Here is a 14,879-nt window from a genome sequence, read left to right as displayed (position 1 = left end):
GATCGGATCAGCCCTTTAAATCTGATTCGGAGCTCCACCCATGGATAGATACATGCCCCTCACCGGAATCGACCTGATCCCGGCCTCCCTGCTTATCGACACCCAAGCCCCCCTCGACGTGCTGCAAGCCACCGCCGACTACCGCATCCGAACCGTCACCCAAGTTCTCGAAAATATCGCTTTCCGTGCCGACATCGAAAGCGACACGGTGGTGCTGGCCGACTTCGCCAAGCTGCTGGCCATTCCGTTGCGCGATGGGTGCGATTTGATGGATGTGATCGGCAGACGCTTGCGGGCGCAGGCGTCGAAGTGAGTGTAAACGGGGGTTCTGAAGACGTAATGCCAGCCCGTTAAGCGTTTAAAAGATCGCAGCCTGCGGCAGCTCCTACGGATTGGCGTAGGAGCTGCCGCAGGCTGCGATCCTAGCTATGCAAACATATCGTGAGATTATCGGAACAGCGCGCTATTTGATCTGCACAATGACCGGACCTTCCGTGACAATCGGCGGGCTTGCGTGGATATGCGAGGCATTTTTCTGAATCCACTCGCGCGCGACTTTCAAGCTCGCATCGCTGCCGGCCTTGTCCGTGCAAACAGTCACCGCCGTAACACCATCACCCGTATTCAGCAGCGTGTAGCTGACGAGGCCAGGCACTTTCCGCAGGGCCGCTTCGACATCGGCCTTGCGCTCTTCTAAAAGTTTGAAAAGCTGCTTTGCTCCCGTACCCAGGTAGGTTCTTATCACCGCATACATAGTCGTCTCCTTTGGGAGTCCCGTCTTGATGCCAAGCCAGATCCGATGATCGCTGCTATCACTCAGGTTTCAGTTCACTCCCGACTTATTAAGTTTAGTCAATCGCCAGTGGCAAACGAGATGCAATGACTACCGGCCAGGGAGGTTCCAGTTGCCATGTGTTGCGAGAACCCCGCCCAGTAGATGAGTGCCGGCACGATGACAATGCCCCCACCAATACCAAAAAAACCGGCAGTAACCCCTCCCAAAGCTCCGATGACTGCGAACAAGAGCCATGCTGGCATGGGAACCTCCTCTTGATGGAACGACCCATTTCGGGTCTCAGCAATAAGGTTTGGACACTCTCTAAACGGTAGCAGGAACGCTGGGGCGTCGCGGCATCAATCGCCAACCGCCTCTGTGGTCAGCACTTGGCACTCACTTGTTCATCATCTCGCCATGATGGGCGTCGCCTTCCATAGCGTCCTTGCCATGGTCGGAAAGCTGGGCGTCGAACCACTGGTGAAGGGCGGTTACCAAGGCTGCATCCGAGGTCGTATAGATCAATTGGGCTCCACCTTCGATGTTCTTGTAAGCGATCGCAATTTGCCCAGGCCTGGCGGCTTTCAGGTCCGCCAGGCCCGGCATGTCCTGGCCATGAATGTGAGCCGGGCCCGAGAAATCGCCCTTGAGAAATCGCTCGCGAATGGCCTGAAGGTGCTGGCGAACCAATTTCACCTGAGTAGCGTCCGCAGGCTTATTGGCGACCACTTGCTGAATGCCACCTTCAGCGGTCTTGGTGAAGATATGGGTCGTCGCCGCAAGGCTGAACGGCATGACGTCCGCGCTGCGACCTGCAACCTCGGCTTGCCGTTGTGCCTCGGCGTTCGAATGATCCAGGGTCTGAGCGTGAAGACTTCCCCCGAGAGCCAGGAGAACGATCGAGGCGCAGGCAGTTTTGAACACGGCGTTTCTCCGAGGTAGGCATGGCGTCGAGCGACGCTACTGCGTCAATCCAACAGGCCGGTTAGCGCAGCGACGCCAACCGGCGGCTGCGCTGTCCATGGCACCACAATGACCGGATGGCTGGTTTGGCCGGCTACCCTCTCCATCTGCTTTCGCTCGCTCTCCAAACGCGCTCGCAACAGCGGGTCTTCGGTGCCCGTGGCCAGTAGAGACTTATTGACCACCCATGCAAACGGTTCGATTTTTGCCCTGCGCAAGTCATCCTGAAGGGCTGCCGCCTGAGACACGGGCGTCGCTTCGGGCAGTGTCACCAAGACGATTTTCGTGTAGTCAGGGTCTTGCAGACGCATCAATGGAGTGACGATTTGGCCCGAGCCCTTGTCTTTAAATTCCCGAACCATCTGGCGGTGATAGGCGCCTGTAGCGTCCATCAGTAGCAGCGAGTGACCTGTGGGAGCGGTGTCCAGCACCACGAACGAGCTTCTGGCTTGAGCAACCACACGGGAGAAAGCATGGAAGACCGCGACCTCTTCGGTACAGGGAGAGCGCAGATCCTCTATGAGCAAGGCTCTTTCATCCTCCGTCAGGGTCGCGGCGCGGGAGCTCACGATCTTGTCCACGTATTTTTGGGTCTCGACGTTGGGGTCGATGCGACCTACGCTGAGTCCTTGCACATTTCCATGGAGGGTGACCGCCAGATGCGCCGCCGGATCGGTCGTGCTCAGATGCACCGACTTGCCGTGCCGGACCAGGCCCAATGCAATGGCAGCCGCAATCGTAGTCTTGCCAACCCCTCCCTTGCCCATCACCATGATCAACCCGCGCTCGCCATTCGCAAGCTCGCTAACCAGTTCCGCGAGTGTGTGATGTTCGAAGCGTGATGGCTCGTGGGTTGCAGCGCCCGCGGTCCGCGGAGGTTCCGGGGTGAGCAGCCCGCGTAACGCGGGCAAGCCAACGGAATCCACGGCTTTGAGCGGAATGTAGTCGACGGCAAGCTGGCGCAGCGAAGCCGGCATCTCGTCGAGCGCCTTCTGGCCAACGGCTTCGATGGCTGCGGCGATCGGGTCATTCAAGTTGCTGCGTTTGAACACCGCATTCACAACCAGACGCTGGTTTTGCAGACCCAACTCACGCAGCTCGTCGGAAGATCGCGCCGCCTCGTCGAGCGTGCTTTTATCAGGCCGTACCACCAGCACGACGGTGGTAAGGGCCGGATCGTTGAGCACAGCCAAAGCCTGATTGAAAAGCTGCTCCTGCATTTTCAAACCCGAGTGCGGCCCCAGACATGACGCACCACGATCATTGCCCTCCAGAAATCCGCTCCACGCCTTGGGCAGGCTTAACAGCCTGAGTGTATGCCCCGTGGGAGCGGTGTCGAACACGACGTGGTCATAGGCCGCGCCACCTCGCGACAGGAGGTGGGAGAACTCATCGAAGGTCGCAATTTCAGTCGTGCATGCCCCCGAGAGTTACTCGCGCACGATAGCGATGTCTTGATCGCTGACCTGCGGCCCCATTTGTTCAACCACTCTGGCTCGGTAGCTGATTGCTGCGGCATCCGGGTCGATGCTGAGCACGGACATTCCTGGTACGTCCGGTACCGCTACAGGCTTGTTGCTCAGCTCGACGCCCAGCATCTCATCAAGGTTGGAGGCGGCGTCCGTGCTGACCAGCAGCACTTTCTTGCCGGCATCCGCCAGCGCGATTGACACCGCCGTGGAGACCGACGTTTTGCCGACCCCGCCCTTACCCGCGAAGAACATATATTGAGTGGGCTGATCGAGCAGCTTGATGGATGGCAGCATGGCACTCAAACCTCCCTTGCGGAGCACATTGTTAACCGGCACACAGTGTTTGGACTGATGTTCAAAACCCTGATTTTAGCCTATGCCTCAAGCGGATTATTTAGCCTTCAAGTGACTGAGCTTGGCCGTTTCTGCCCATTGCTCAGATCTGCGCCAGCGCCTGGGCCAGGTCGGCGCGCAGGTCTTCGACATCTTCGATCCCCACTGACAACCGTATCAATGCATCGCCGATGCCAAGCTCTGCGCGGGTTTCGGCGGGGATGCTGGCGTGCGTCATGATCGCCGGGTGCTCGATCAGGCTTTCGACCCCGCCCAGGCTCTCGGCCAGGGCGAAGATCTGCACACTCTCGAGGAAACGCTTGGCACCCGCCAGGTCAGTGTCCAGGTCGAGGGAAATCATCCCGCCGAAACCGTGCATCTGCCGTTGCGCCAGTTCGTGCTGCGGGTGCGACGGCAGGCCCGGATAATAGACCCGCGCCACCTGCGGCTGATGCGAAAGCCAGCGTGCCAGCTCCAGCGCGTTGCTGCAGTGGCGCTCCATGCGCAGCGCCAGGGTCTTCACCCCGCGCAGGGTGAGAAAAGCGTCAAACGGCCCGGCGATAGCCCCCACCGCGTTCTGCAGAAAGCCCAGGCGCTCGCGCAGTTCTGCATTCTGCCCGACCACGGCAATGCCACCGATCACGTCGGAGTGGCCGTTCAGGTATTTGGTCGTCGAGTGCAGCACGATATCGAAGCCCAGCTCCAGCGGCCGCTGTATCCGCGGACTGGCAAAGGTGTTATCAGCCACACAGATGATGCCCCGCTCGCGGCAGGTACGCGCGACCGCGGCGAGGTCGGTGATGCGCAGCAAGGGATTGCTCGGCGTCTCGACCCAGACCATTCGCGTGTCGTCCTGCAGCGCCGCTTCGAAGGCCGTCAGGTCGGTCAGGTCGACGAAGCTGAAGCGATGCCCGGCACTGCGCCGACGCACCTTGTCGAACAACCTGAAAGTGCCGCCATACAGGTCGTTGCCAGAGACGATATGCGAACCGGTATCGAGCAGTTCGAGCACGGTGGAGATCGCCGCCAGCCCGGAGGCGAAGGCAAATGCCTGGGTGCCGCCCTCGAGGTCTGCCACACAGCGCTCCAGCGCAAAGCGCGTCGGGTTGTGCGAGCGCCCATAGTCGAAGCCCTTGTGTACGCCGGGGCTCTGCTGCAAGTAGGTGGAGTTCGCATAAATCGGCGGCATCAACGCCCCGGTGGTAGGGTCCGGCGTCTGGCCGGCATGGATCACACGGGTGGCGAAGGCCCGTGGCGTGGCGTTTTCATCGTGTTGACTCATGTAAGGGATCTCCGCAAGTGATTGAGCATGTCGACGCGAGTGATCAGGCCGTGGAAGCCCGAGGCGTCGGCAATGACCGCCACCAGCCCACGGTCGAGTTCCGCCTGCAGTTCAGCCAGGCTGGCGCCGGGAGGCAGGGTTTCGACCTTGTCGGTCATCGCGCTGGCCACGGTCATACGAAAGTGCGAAGCGTCTTTGTGCACGCCCAGCAGAATATCCGACTCGTCGATCACCCCCACCAGCCGCTTTCCGCCCACCAGCACCGGCAGTTGCGACACATCCGCCAGGCGCATGCGCTGGAAGGCGGTCAGCAACGTGTCGTCCGGGCCGACGCTGATCACCCGACCATCCTCGAAACGCCGCGCGATCAAGTCGCGCAGGTCGCCGTAGCGCTTGCGCGCAAGCAGGCCCTGATCGGTCATCCACTGATCGTTGTAGATCTTCGACAGGTAACGGGTGCCGGTGTCGCAAACGAAGCTGACCACCCGCTTCGGCTCGGTTTGCTCGCGGCAGTAGCGCAATGCGGCCGCCAGCAATGTACCGGTCGAAGAGCCACCGAGAATGCCTTCGGCGCGCAGCAGTTGGCGCGCGTGATCGAAGCTTTCCTCGTCGCTGATCGAATAGGCCTGGCGCACGCTGGACAGGTCGGCAATCGACGGAATGAAATCTTCACCGATGCCTTCCACCGCCCACGAACCGGGTGTGCCAAGGGTGCCGCTGCGGCTGTATTCGGCCATCACCGAGCCGACCGGGTCGGCCAGCACCATTTCCAGGTCAGGCTGCACACGGCGAAAGAAACGGGTCAGCCCGGTCAGCGTGCCGGCCGAACCGACGCCGACGACGATGGCATCCAGATCATGCTCGGCCTGCGCCCAGATCTCCGGAGCGGTGCTGCACTCATGGGCCAGCGGGTTGGCCGGGTTGTTGAACTGATCGGCGAAGAACGCGTCGGGAATCTCCTGCGCCAACCGTGCGGCAACATCCTGGTAATACTCGGGATGGCCCTTGCCGACATCGGAGCGAGTGATGTGCACCTCGGCGCCCATCGCCTTGAGGTGAAGGACTTTCTCGGTAGACATCTTGTCCGGCACCACCAGCACCACTCGGTATCCCTTGGCGCGGCCGACCAGGGCCAGGCCGAGGCCGGTGTTGCCAGCAGTGGCCTCGACGATGGTGCCGCCAGGTTGCAGGCGACCATCGCGCTCGGCGGCGTCGATCATCGCCAGGCCGATGCGGTCCTTGATCGACCCTCCAGGGTTCTGCGATTCAAGTTTGAGGAACAATGTGCACGGGCCAGTATCAAAGCGGCTGACGCGCACCAGCGGCGTATTGCCGATCAGCCCGAGCACAGCCGGGCGAGAGTTGTTCGGCATGTCTTCACCTCCTTGCGGACGATCACATTGGATGGGCTGCAACCGACGGTGAGTCAACGTGCGCCCATCACAGGAAATGTCTCGCTTGGACCATAGGCCGGGATCCTGTCGCCCGCAACTTTGCGCAGCCAATTGGTAGCGTCGCCGTCGGAACGGCAAGGTCGTCATGACCTTGAAGTAGCCATTCGCACCTGCGCCCCAACCGTCGAAAAATTTTGCAGTACGATATCGATTTCCGGAACCCCGTTCGTCATTCCGATGCCAGGCCGATGAGGCCGGCTCAAACAAGGAGAAGACGATGCGTGTCATTGTGTTCGTGAAAGCTACCGACGACAGTGAAAAGGGCATTCTGCCCACGACCGCGATGTTCGAGGCGATGCGCCGATATAACGAGGAACTGGTCAACGCCGGCATCATGCTTGCCGCCGACGGCCTCAAGCCCTCCTCGCAAGGCAAGCGTATTGCGTTCGATGGTCCCGGCCGTACGGTCATCGACGGACCTTTCTCCGAGACCCGCGAGCTGGTCGCCGGCTTCTGGCTCTGGAAAGTCAAGGACATGGATGAAGCAGTCGCCTGGGCAAAGCGCTGCCCCAACCCCATGCCGGGACCGAGCGAGATCGAGATCCGGCCGCTGTACGAGATGGCTGATTTGCGCTGAAAGTCTGATGCAGATGCTTGCCGAAGGTGATCCCGGCGATGGCGCAGCGGCCCTCTCGCTGGCCCTCCCACAACATTAAATACGCCGCCATTTCGCGCAACGAGCACAGACGAAAAAGCCCGGCTAAACCGCAATGCTTTCTCTTAAGGAGGTCTGGAGGCCTGAGAAGTATCTGTGGCGAGGGAGCTTGCTCCCGCTGGACTGCGTAGCAGGCCCAATTCAGGGCCGCTTCGCGCCCCAGCAGGAGCAAGCTCCCTCGCCACAACTGCGGTTGTGCCTGAAACATCGGCTTAAGTGAACAGCATTGCGGCTAAACCGGGCTTTTTTCACGTCAGCGCGTACTTGCCCGCAGGCTCGGTACCGCGCTTACTGAACGTTTTTCAACTTGATCACATCACCAGAGATCTTGGTGGTGTAACCGGTCAGGACCCAAGCCCAGAACCATTTTTCCTGCACCTGGGTGTTGATCATTGCATCGCCGCCCTTGGCCTTGATCGCCGCGTCCTGAGCACGAACAAAACGGCTGTTCTGCTGGATCGGGATGCAGCCAAACAGCATGAGGCCTGTGGCACTCGCTTCACTGTGACCCAGAACGGTGTATTGGGTGCTGTCATAGTGCTGGGTTTTCATCGAGGTGCCGGTGCAACCCGCCAGAACCAGGCCGAACAGTACAACGGCAACAACTTTGCTGAGGTGCTTCACTGAATTACTCCATGAGAAAAAGCCCGGGATCCATCTCTCGAGCGGCGCATACTTTAATGGATGAGATATCAAAATGGTATCGCTCGCGAAACCCGTTAAACCGCCCGACACCGGTGATAAAAATACCGGTCCCGCTTTTGGAGGCTGCCATGGATCTCGCCACGCTTACGTTGTTTCTTCCCGCCTGTTTCGCCCTGAACATGGCGCCTGGCCCGAACAATCTGCTCTCGGTCAGTAACTCGACCCGATACGGCTACCGCACGTCCTGTGTGGCCGGGCTTGGGCGTTTGCTGGCGTTCGCCGGCATGATTGCGCTGGCCTCAGCCGGGCTGGCGGTAGTACTGCAAACGTCGGAACTGCTGTTTTACGCAATAAAGATTCTGGGGGCGGCGTATCTGTTCTACCTCGCGGTTCAACTCTGGCAAGCCAATCCGCAGGCTGAAAGCGCAGTCGCGAGTGCGCCGATTGGCATCATGGCATTGGCCCGGCAGGAATTTCTGGTGGCGGCCGGGAACCCGAAAGCGATTTTGATCTTCACCGCATTCCTCCCACAGTTCGTCGATCCGACGAAAGCCGTGACGCCGCAGTTTGCGGTGCTGGGTGCGTTGTTTCTGGGGCTGGAATGGATCGCCATCAGTGCCTACGCCTACATGGGTTTGCACATGCGGCGCTGGTTTGCCGAGCCACGTGGCAAGCGGATTTTCAATCGCTGTTGCGCCGGGTTGTTGTCAGCGGCGGCATCCGTGCTGCTGATGGCTCGCCGAGTCTGACGCTTGGGCTTCAGGGGCCATTTCTCTGGCCCCTTTTGCCTTTTAAATCCTCACTCTGCCCCGCGCCCGCCTCGCACCAGCGCAAAGTTGATCATTGCTAATGCACCGCGACAGCCTGCCTCTCCTACTCGCCCGGAATGCCGAAGTAAGTGCCTGAAATGAACGCCAAACAGGCATCATGCTCGAGTAGCGCGATATCATTGGCAGTATTGGCATTTCTGATGGCCCACAGGGCCTGAATCTCCTTGAACGTTAAGACACTGAGCCCCCCATGAACCTGAGTATTTTCTACGCCTTGAGCGCAGCCGCACTGTTTGGTGCCAGCACCCCGCTGGCCAAACTGCTGGGTGTGGAGGTCTCGCCGATTTTATTGGCGGGGCTGCTGTACCTGGGCAGCGGCCTCGGCTTGACCCTGGTCAGGTTTATCCGCGACCGCGGCTGGCAGGCAACCGGCCTGACAGCCGGCGAGTGGCCGTGGCTGATCGGTGCCATCGCCTTCGGCGGTGTGCTTGGGCCGGTGGCATTGATGTTCGGCTTGACCCTGACGTCAGGGGCGACGGCCTCGCTGATGCTCAATCTGGAATCGGTACTGACCGCGCTGCTGGCCTGGCTGGTGTTCAAGGAGAATGCTGATCGGCGAATCGTTGCGGGGATGTTGGCCATCGTCGCTGGCGGAGTGTTCCTGGCCTGGCCGCAAGACTCGACACACGCACAAGGCTGGATCGGCCCGCTGGCCGTCGCGCTGGCCTGTGCCTGCTGGGCCATCGATAACAACCTGACCCGCAAGATCTCGGCGTCCGATGCCCTGTTCATTGCCGGTATCAAGGGGCTGGTCGCGGGGGCGGTCAACTGTACGCTGGCGTTATCGTTGGGGGCCAAACTACCGAACATTGCCACGCTCGCGCCGATACTCCTGGTCGGTTTTCTCGGTTACGGCATTAGCCTGGTGCTGTTCGTGCTCGCCCTTCGCGGCCTCGGCACGGCACGCACCGGCGCGTACTTTTCGACCGCGCCGTTTCTGGGGGCGGCGATAGCGATTCTGATCCTCGGCGAGCCTGCTTCACTGACGTTCTGGATCGCCGCCCTGCTGATGGGCATTGGCGTCTGGATTCACCTCACTGAAAGCCACGCGCACGACCACCAGCACGAGCCGCTCATCCATGGTCACCGGCATGTTCACGATGAACACCATCAGCATGAGCATGACTTTGAATGGGATGGCAGCGAACCTCACAGTCACGTTCACCAGCATCAGGCGATCCGCCACAGCCACCCGCATTACCCCGACATTCATCACCGGCACAAGCATTGATGGGCTGTTCATTTAAGCCGTAATGCAATCTGTAGCAGCTGCCGAAGGCTGCGTTCGGCTCGGTCCGCGTTCGGGCGTAGCAGTCGTGAGTCCGGCTGCCGTGGTGTACCTGACACACTGCAATTGCTGATTTTACGACTGCTTCGCAGCCGAACGCAGCCTTCGGCAGCTGCTACAAAGAGTGTCTCGCGGCTGAAATTGCTTCAGTGAACAGCATTGTTGCCCGGGGGCTTTTCAATCGGACCAAAGACGAATATTGTAGAGATACAAACTTTTTTTGAATGTACCTCTACATGAAAAATTGGCTCGCTTTAATCCTTGGTCTACCGACCGCCAATGCCACCGAGCGCATGCGAGCCTGGCGCGCACTGAAAGCCTCTGGAGCGGCGGTGTTACGCGATGGCGCCTATCTGCTGCCGGACACGGTCGCCTGTCGTGAAGCACTGTCCTCGGTCGAACGCGATATTCTGGCCATCAATGGCACCGCCTATGTCCTGCCTGTCGTCGACCCAAATGGCGAACGCTTCGTAGCGTTGTTCGACCGTAGCGATGAGTACAGCAAGCTCGGCGCCGAGATCGATGCCTGCCGTGCACAGCTCAATACCGAGAATGCACTGGCGACCACCAAGCAGATTCGCAAGCTGCGCAAAGCCTACGAACAGCTGACCACTATCGATTATTTTCCTGGCAAGCCGAAGCAGCAGATCGACGCGGTTTTGCAAGAACTTGAGACCGCCGTCAGTCGCGCATTGTCGGCAGACGAACCCCATAGCCGCGACCAGCCAATCGTGCCGCTGAGTCTTGCGGACTTTCAGGGTCGCGTATGGGCAACACGCAAGCGACCCTGGGTTGATCGACTGGCCTGTGCCTGGCTGATTCGACGCTTCATCGATCCACACGCTCGGATCCTCTGGCTGAACAGCCCGCAGGACTGCCCAGCCGATGCCCTGGGTTTTGATTTTGATGAGGCGACCTTCAGTCATGTCGGCAACCGTGTGACCTTCGAAACCCTGCAAGCCAGCTTTGAAATCCAGGAACCCGGTCTGGAGCGCATTGCCGCCCTCGTGCATTACCTCGACATCGGCGGCATTCAGCCGGTCGAGGCTGCCGGCCTCGAGCGGGTGCTGGCCGGACTACGCGAAACCATGACTGATGATGACCACTTGTTGGCTGCTGCGAGCGCCATCTTCGACGGCCTGCTTGCCGCGTTTGTGAAAGAGGAACACCCCCAATGAGTAAGGTTTCTCCATCGCTCGTTGAAGCGGAACTGCCAAGGCCTGAGGCGATCAGTTTGCGTGAGGCATTCTGGTTCTGGCTCAAGTTGGGTTTCATCAGTTTCGGCGGGCCGGCAGGACAGATTTCGATCATGCACCAGGAGCTGGTCGAACGACGGCGCTGGATTTCCGAGCGGCGATTCCTGCATGCCCTCAACTACTGCATGTTGCTGCCAGGGCCGGAAGCCCAGCAGCTGGCAACCTACATCGGCTGGCTGATGCATCGAACCTGGGGCGGCGTCATCGCCGGCGGGCTGTTTGTGCTGCCCTCGCTGTTCATCCTGATTGCCTTGTCCTGGATGTATATCGCCTTCGACGACGTGCCAATGGTCGCCGGGCTTTTCTATGGCATCAAACCAGCCGTGACCGCCATTGTCGTACAGGCGGCTCATCGAATCGGTTCGCGAGCGCTGAAGAACAATTGGCTGTGGGCCATCGCGGCGGCGTCGTTCGCGGCGATATTTGCATTCAATGTGCCCTTTCCACTGATCGTGCTCAGTGCGGCCTTGATCGGCTATCTGGGTGGCCGTTTTGCTCCGGAAAAGTTCCGGATCGGAGGCCACAGCGCTGCCCAAAAATCCTACGGCCCGGCATTGATCGATGACGACACCCCTTCCCCCGACCATGCCCGGTTCAGTTGGTTGAAACTGGCGCTGCTGACACTCATCGGTGCGGTGTTATGGGCGTTGCCAATGGCGATCCTGACCACACTCTTTGGCTGGGAAGGCACCTTGACCCAAATGGCCTGGTTCTTCACCAAGGCGGCACTGCTGACATTTGGTGGCGCCTACGCGGTGCTCCCGTATGTCTACCAGGGCGCAGTCGGGCACTATGGCTGGCTGACCCCGACACAAATGATCGACGGCTTGGCGCTGGGGGAAACCACGCCGGGGCCGCTGATTATGGTGGTGGCTTTCGTCGGCTTTGTCGGGGCCTATGTTTCGCAGGTGTTCGGCGCCGACCAGGTGTTTCTCGGCGGCGCCGTCGCGGCGACGCTGGTGACCTGGTTCACCTTCCTGCCTTCGTTCCTGTTCATCCTCGCCGGCGGCCCGCTGGTGGAGACGACGCACAACGAACTCAAGTTCACCGCGCCGCTCACCGGGATTACCGCCGCTGTGGTTGGGGTGATTCTTAATCTGGCAGTGTTCTTCGGCTATCACGTGCTGTGGCCCAAAGGGTTCGGCGACACCCTCGACTGGCCCTCTGCGCTGATCGCCATTGCCGCAGCAATTGCCTTGTTTCGCTTCAAGCGTGGCGTCATTCAAGTATTGATGGCCTGTGCACTCATTGGATTGGCAGTGCATCTGCTGCGCTAGAAAGCGTGCGGCGATCAAACGTTTCCTGGCAGGCATCGGGCCTGCCGGATCATCCAGCCTGTCGAACCAGGCAGGAGGTGTTGCATGAGGTGGATTACCCGTGAACGACCCAAGATTGATCGCATCGCTTGTCCTTGGCTGATCACTCGTTTTATCGATCCTCAGGCCGAGTTCCTCTACGTACCCAGCAAAGACGTTCCGCAGCTTGCCGCTGAGAAAGATGCAACGCCTTACGATATTCCGGGCGTCGAGCTTTCCCACGTAGGTGAGATGTGCAGCTTCGATGCGTTCCTGAAGAAGTACCAGCTCAGTGATCCCGCCTTGCAGCATTTGGCCGAAATCGTGCGTGGAGCAGATACCTCCCACCTTGATCTGACGCCGCAATCGGCTGGGCTGTACGCGATTTCGCTGGGATTGTCGCAACGCTTTGCCGATGACCAGGAAATGCTGTCGCACGGTTTGATCATGTATGACGCGCTGTACGCCTGGTGCAAGGAGTGTCAAGGCGAGACGCATAACTGGCCTCCGCAGATGTGATGAGGCCTGCTCACACTGAAGCCCGGCCCAAGCAGAAGAGGACCTCATGACCCTACGGCACAAACGACGTTTTGCTCTGCCAGTCTTCGCCGTCCTGTTGATGGCGCTAGCCGTCATCAACGTCGCGAACCTTCGCGACGTTCAGGCTGCAGACAAACCATCGACCAACGACCTGCCACTGAAACATGTCACCGACATTCCGTTGCCCGGTGGCGCTACTCGGCTTGACTACGAGAGCTACGATCCAGCGCGCAACCTGTTGTTCATCGCCCATTTGGGCGACAGCGAAGTGATCGTCTTTGACCTGCGTGAATCCCGCGTCGTTGGACGCATTGCGAACGTTTCGTCGGTGCACGGTGTGCTGGTTATTCCTGAACTGTCGCGTGTCTACGCGTCGGCGACGGGCACCAACGAAATCGTGGCGATTGACGAAACGACCCTGGCCGTTGTCAGTCGTATTCCCGGCGGTGTCTACCCAGACGGAATGGCTTATGTGCCCGACCTTCACAAGCTTTACGTATCGAACGAAAACGGCAAGACCGAAACGGTAATCGACGTGCGCACCAACACTCGCGTCGCAACGATTCCCCTCGGAGGCGAAGTCGGCAATACACAATATGACCCTGTATCACGGCACATTTTCGTTAATGTCCAGACACGCGGGCAACTGATCGAGATCGATCCCGCAACCGACCGGATCGTTGCGCGCATTGATTTGCCGGGGGCAAGAGGCAACCATGGCTTGTTGATCACCCCGCGTGACCGGCTGGCCTTTATCGCATGCGAAGGTAACGACAAACTCCTGGTACTGGACATGCGCACGATGCAGGTTATCCAGGCGTTCGATACTGGAGGAACCCCTGACGTGCTCGCGTTTGACCCCGTACCGGGCACGCTTTATGTGGCTGCAGAGGCCGGCATGGTGTCGATGTTCCACGTCAAGGACAGCGTCGTCACGAACATCGGCAGTGGCCGCGTAGGCCCGCATGCGCACGTCGTTGCTGTGGATACAGCGACACACCGCTCGTATTTTCCACTCAAGGATATCGACGGGCACCCGGTACTGCGGATTATGGAACCCCGGTAGCGCATCCGTGCTGCGGCACTGTCGGCAGCTGGAGCTTTATGGCGCTGCAACCTACGCGAAAGTTTGAGCGCAAGAGACCGGGTGCTATCCTGCGGGCAGAGCTTTAATCTGCCTGAAGTCCCCGAACTTCTGCCTGGAATTTCCATGCCCTATCACCCCGCCAGCCACTACCTGGCAGCCATCGACCCGGACTGGGCGCGACACATCGCCGCCATCGGCCCGTGCCTGCATCAGCCAAAACCGGCTCGCAATCCCTACGAAGCGCTGGTTCGGGCCATTGCTTATCAGCAACTCCATGCCAAGGCCGGCGATGCCATTCTCGGGCGTTTGATTGCGTTGTTTCCCGACTCGCTGTTCCCGACGCCCGAGCAATTGCTGGCCTGCGAATTCGAGGTGCTGCGCAGCTGTGGTTTCTCCGGCAGCAAGATCGCCACGCTTCACGGTATCGCCCAAGGCGCGCTGGAGGGGCTGGTGCCGGATCGTTCAAATGCGCTGGCGATGAGCGACGACGAATTGATCGAACGCCTGACCCGGTTACGCGGTGTCGGTCGCTGGACTGTCGAGATGCTGCTGATCTACACCCTCGAACGCATGGACATCCTGCCCGCCGACGACTTTGGCGTGCGCGACGGCTACCGCCGACTCAAGGGCCTGGAGCAACAGCCAAGCCGCAAGCAGATGATCGATATCGGTCAGGCATGGAGCCCCTATAGAACCGTCGCGGCCTGGTATTTGTGGCGAGTGCCGAACCGATGAAACGCTTTGTGTTGATCAATGCTCAGGGCGAACCGCTAGACAGCGCCGAACCCGGACAAATGGGCGGCCATCGACGATCCCGAATCTACGGTCGACTGGACTGCCCTGCTGCACTGCGGGCCATTGCCCGTGGTGGCTATGTCGCGCACCGGGTGTTTTTCGCCGATGAAACCACGGCCCGCGCCGCGGGTTATCGACCGTGTGCGGTGTGTTTGCCGCTGGCGTATAGGGAATGGAAAAAAGCATCCAGTCTGCGGCTTGGACAACTC

15 protein-coding genes and 2 pseudogenes are annotated in these 14,879 nt (G+C 59.8%); 10 read left to right on the top strand and 7 right to left on the bottom strand.

Annotated features, from left to right (window positions below; translation table 11 throughout):
* Positions 1-40 precede the first annotated feature (40 nt).
* The gene (locus AO353_RS23320) at positions 41-313 is read left to right on the top strand and encodes a hypothetical protein (RefSeq protein WP_054597094.1); all 273 of its coding nucleotides are present in this window, start codon (positions 41-43) and stop codon (positions 311-313) included.
* A 150-nt stretch (positions 314-463) separates the two neighbouring features.
* On the opposite strand, the gene AO353_RS23315 is transcribed toward AO353_RS23320, so the two are convergent.
* The 6 genes and pseudogenes from AO353_RS23315 to AO353_RS23290 form a co-directional block, all read right to left on the bottom strand.
* Positions 464-754, bottom strand: a complete 291-nt coding sequence (locus AO353_RS23315) for a hypothetical protein (RefSeq protein WP_054597093.1) — start codon at positions 752-754, stop codon at positions 464-466.
* Positions 755-852: 98 nt separating this feature from the next.
* A complete protein-coding gene (locus AO353_RS23310) occupies positions 853-1,038 on the bottom strand; it encodes a TSUP family transporter (RefSeq protein ID WP_237142919.1) in 186 nt (61 codons plus the stop codon).
* A 133-nt stretch (positions 1,039-1,171) separates the two neighbouring features.
* Positions 1,172-1,699 carry a hypothetical protein gene (locus AO353_RS23305; protein ID WP_054597092.1) on the bottom strand — a complete coding sequence of 176 codons (528 nt, stop codon included), beginning with the start codon at positions 1,697-1,699 and terminating at the stop codon, positions 1,172-1,174.
* 44 nt (positions 1,700-1,743) lie between these two features.
* Positions 1,744-3,504, bottom strand: a pseudogene (arsA, locus tag AO353_RS32260) (arsenical pump-driving ATPase).
* Positions 3,505-3,646: 142 nt separating this feature from the next.
* Positions 3,647-4,825, bottom strand: a complete 1,179-nt coding sequence (locus AO353_RS23295; protein ID WP_054597091.1) for a cystathionine gamma-synthase — start codon at positions 4,823-4,825, stop codon at positions 3,647-3,649.
* A complete protein-coding gene (locus AO353_RS23290) occupies positions 4,822-6,198 on the bottom strand; it encodes a pyridoxal-phosphate dependent enzyme (RefSeq protein ID WP_054597090.1) in 1,377 nt (458 codons plus the stop codon). The genes AO353_RS23295 and AO353_RS23290 overlap by 4 nt, the downstream gene beginning before the upstream one ends.
* 298 nt (positions 6,199-6,496) lie before the next feature.
* On the opposite strand from AO353_RS23290, the gene AO353_RS23285 reads away from it, so the two are divergent.
* Positions 6,497-6,856, top strand: coding sequence for a YciI family protein (locus tag AO353_RS23285; RefSeq protein ID WP_054597089.1), 360 nt, complete (start codon positions 6,497-6,499; stop codon positions 6,854-6,856).
* A gap of 366 nt (positions 6,857-7,222) precedes the next feature.
* On the opposite strand, the gene AO353_RS23280 is transcribed toward AO353_RS23285, so the two are convergent.
* Positions 7,223-7,558 carry a hypothetical protein gene (locus tag AO353_RS23280; protein WP_054597088.1) on the bottom strand — a complete coding sequence of 112 codons (336 nt, stop codon included), beginning with the start codon at positions 7,556-7,558 and terminating at the stop codon, positions 7,223-7,225.
* A 149-nt stretch (positions 7,559-7,707) separates the two neighbouring features.
* Here AO353_RS23280 and AO353_RS23275 point away from each other — a divergent pair, with 149 nt between their 5' ends.
* The 8 genes and pseudogenes from AO353_RS23275 to AO353_RS30105 all read left to right on the top strand — a co-directional run.
* The gene (locus AO353_RS23275) at positions 7,708-8,328 is read left to right on the top strand and encodes a LysE family translocator (protein WP_054597087.1); all 621 of its coding nucleotides are present in this window, start codon (positions 7,708-7,710) and stop codon (positions 8,326-8,328) included.
* 271 nt (positions 8,329-8,599) lie between these two features.
* Positions 8,600-9,640, top strand: coding sequence for a DMT family transporter (locus AO353_RS23270; protein ID WP_054597086.1), 1,041 nt, complete (start codon positions 8,600-8,602; stop codon positions 9,638-9,640).
* Between the two features lie 293 nt (positions 9,641-9,933).
* Positions 9,934-10,875, top strand: a complete 942-nt coding sequence (locus AO353_RS23265; protein ID WP_054598312.1) for a chromate resistance protein ChrB domain-containing protein — start codon at positions 9,934-9,936, stop codon at positions 10,873-10,875.
* On the top strand, positions 10,872-12,230 hold the full coding sequence (gene chrA, locus AO353_RS23260; protein WP_054597085.1) for a chromate efflux transporter: 1,359 nt from the start codon (positions 10,872-10,874) through the stop codon (positions 12,228-12,230). The genes AO353_RS23265 and chrA overlap by 4 nt, the downstream gene beginning before the upstream one ends.
* 84 nt (positions 12,231-12,314) lie before the next feature.
* On the top strand, positions 12,315-12,767 hold the full coding sequence (locus AO353_RS23255) for a chromate resistance protein ChrB domain-containing protein (RefSeq protein WP_054597084.1): 453 nt from the start codon (positions 12,315-12,317) through the stop codon (positions 12,765-12,767).
* 46 nt (positions 12,768-12,813) lie between these two features.
* Complete coding sequence (locus AO353_RS23250; RefSeq protein ID WP_054597083.1) at positions 12,814-13,854, top strand: YncE family protein; 1,041 nt, start codon at positions 12,814-12,816, stop codon at positions 13,852-13,854.
* Positions 13,855-13,998: 144 nt separating this feature from the next.
* Positions 13,999-14,610 carry a DNA-3-methyladenine glycosylase family protein gene (locus AO353_RS23245; protein WP_054597082.1) on the top strand — a complete coding sequence of 204 codons (612 nt, stop codon included), beginning with the start codon at positions 13,999-14,001 and terminating at the stop codon, positions 14,608-14,610.
* Positions 14,607-14,855: pseudogene (locus AO353_RS30105) on the top strand (Ada metal-binding domain-containing protein); the annotation flags it as partial. The gene AO353_RS23245 and the pseudogene AO353_RS30105, both read left to right, overlap by 4 nt.
* Between the last annotated feature and the right edge of the window lie 24 nt (positions 14,856-14,879).

Origin of the sequence: Pseudomonas fluorescens, assembly GCF_001307155.1 — a bacterium.
In the GTDB taxonomy this organism is placed as follows: domain Bacteria; phylum Pseudomonadota; class Gammaproteobacteria; order Pseudomonadales; family Pseudomonadaceae; genus Aquipseudomonas; species Aquipseudomonas helvetica.
Note: the sequence above shows the minus strand (reverse complement) of the source record. Positions and strands in the feature narration are given on the sequence as shown.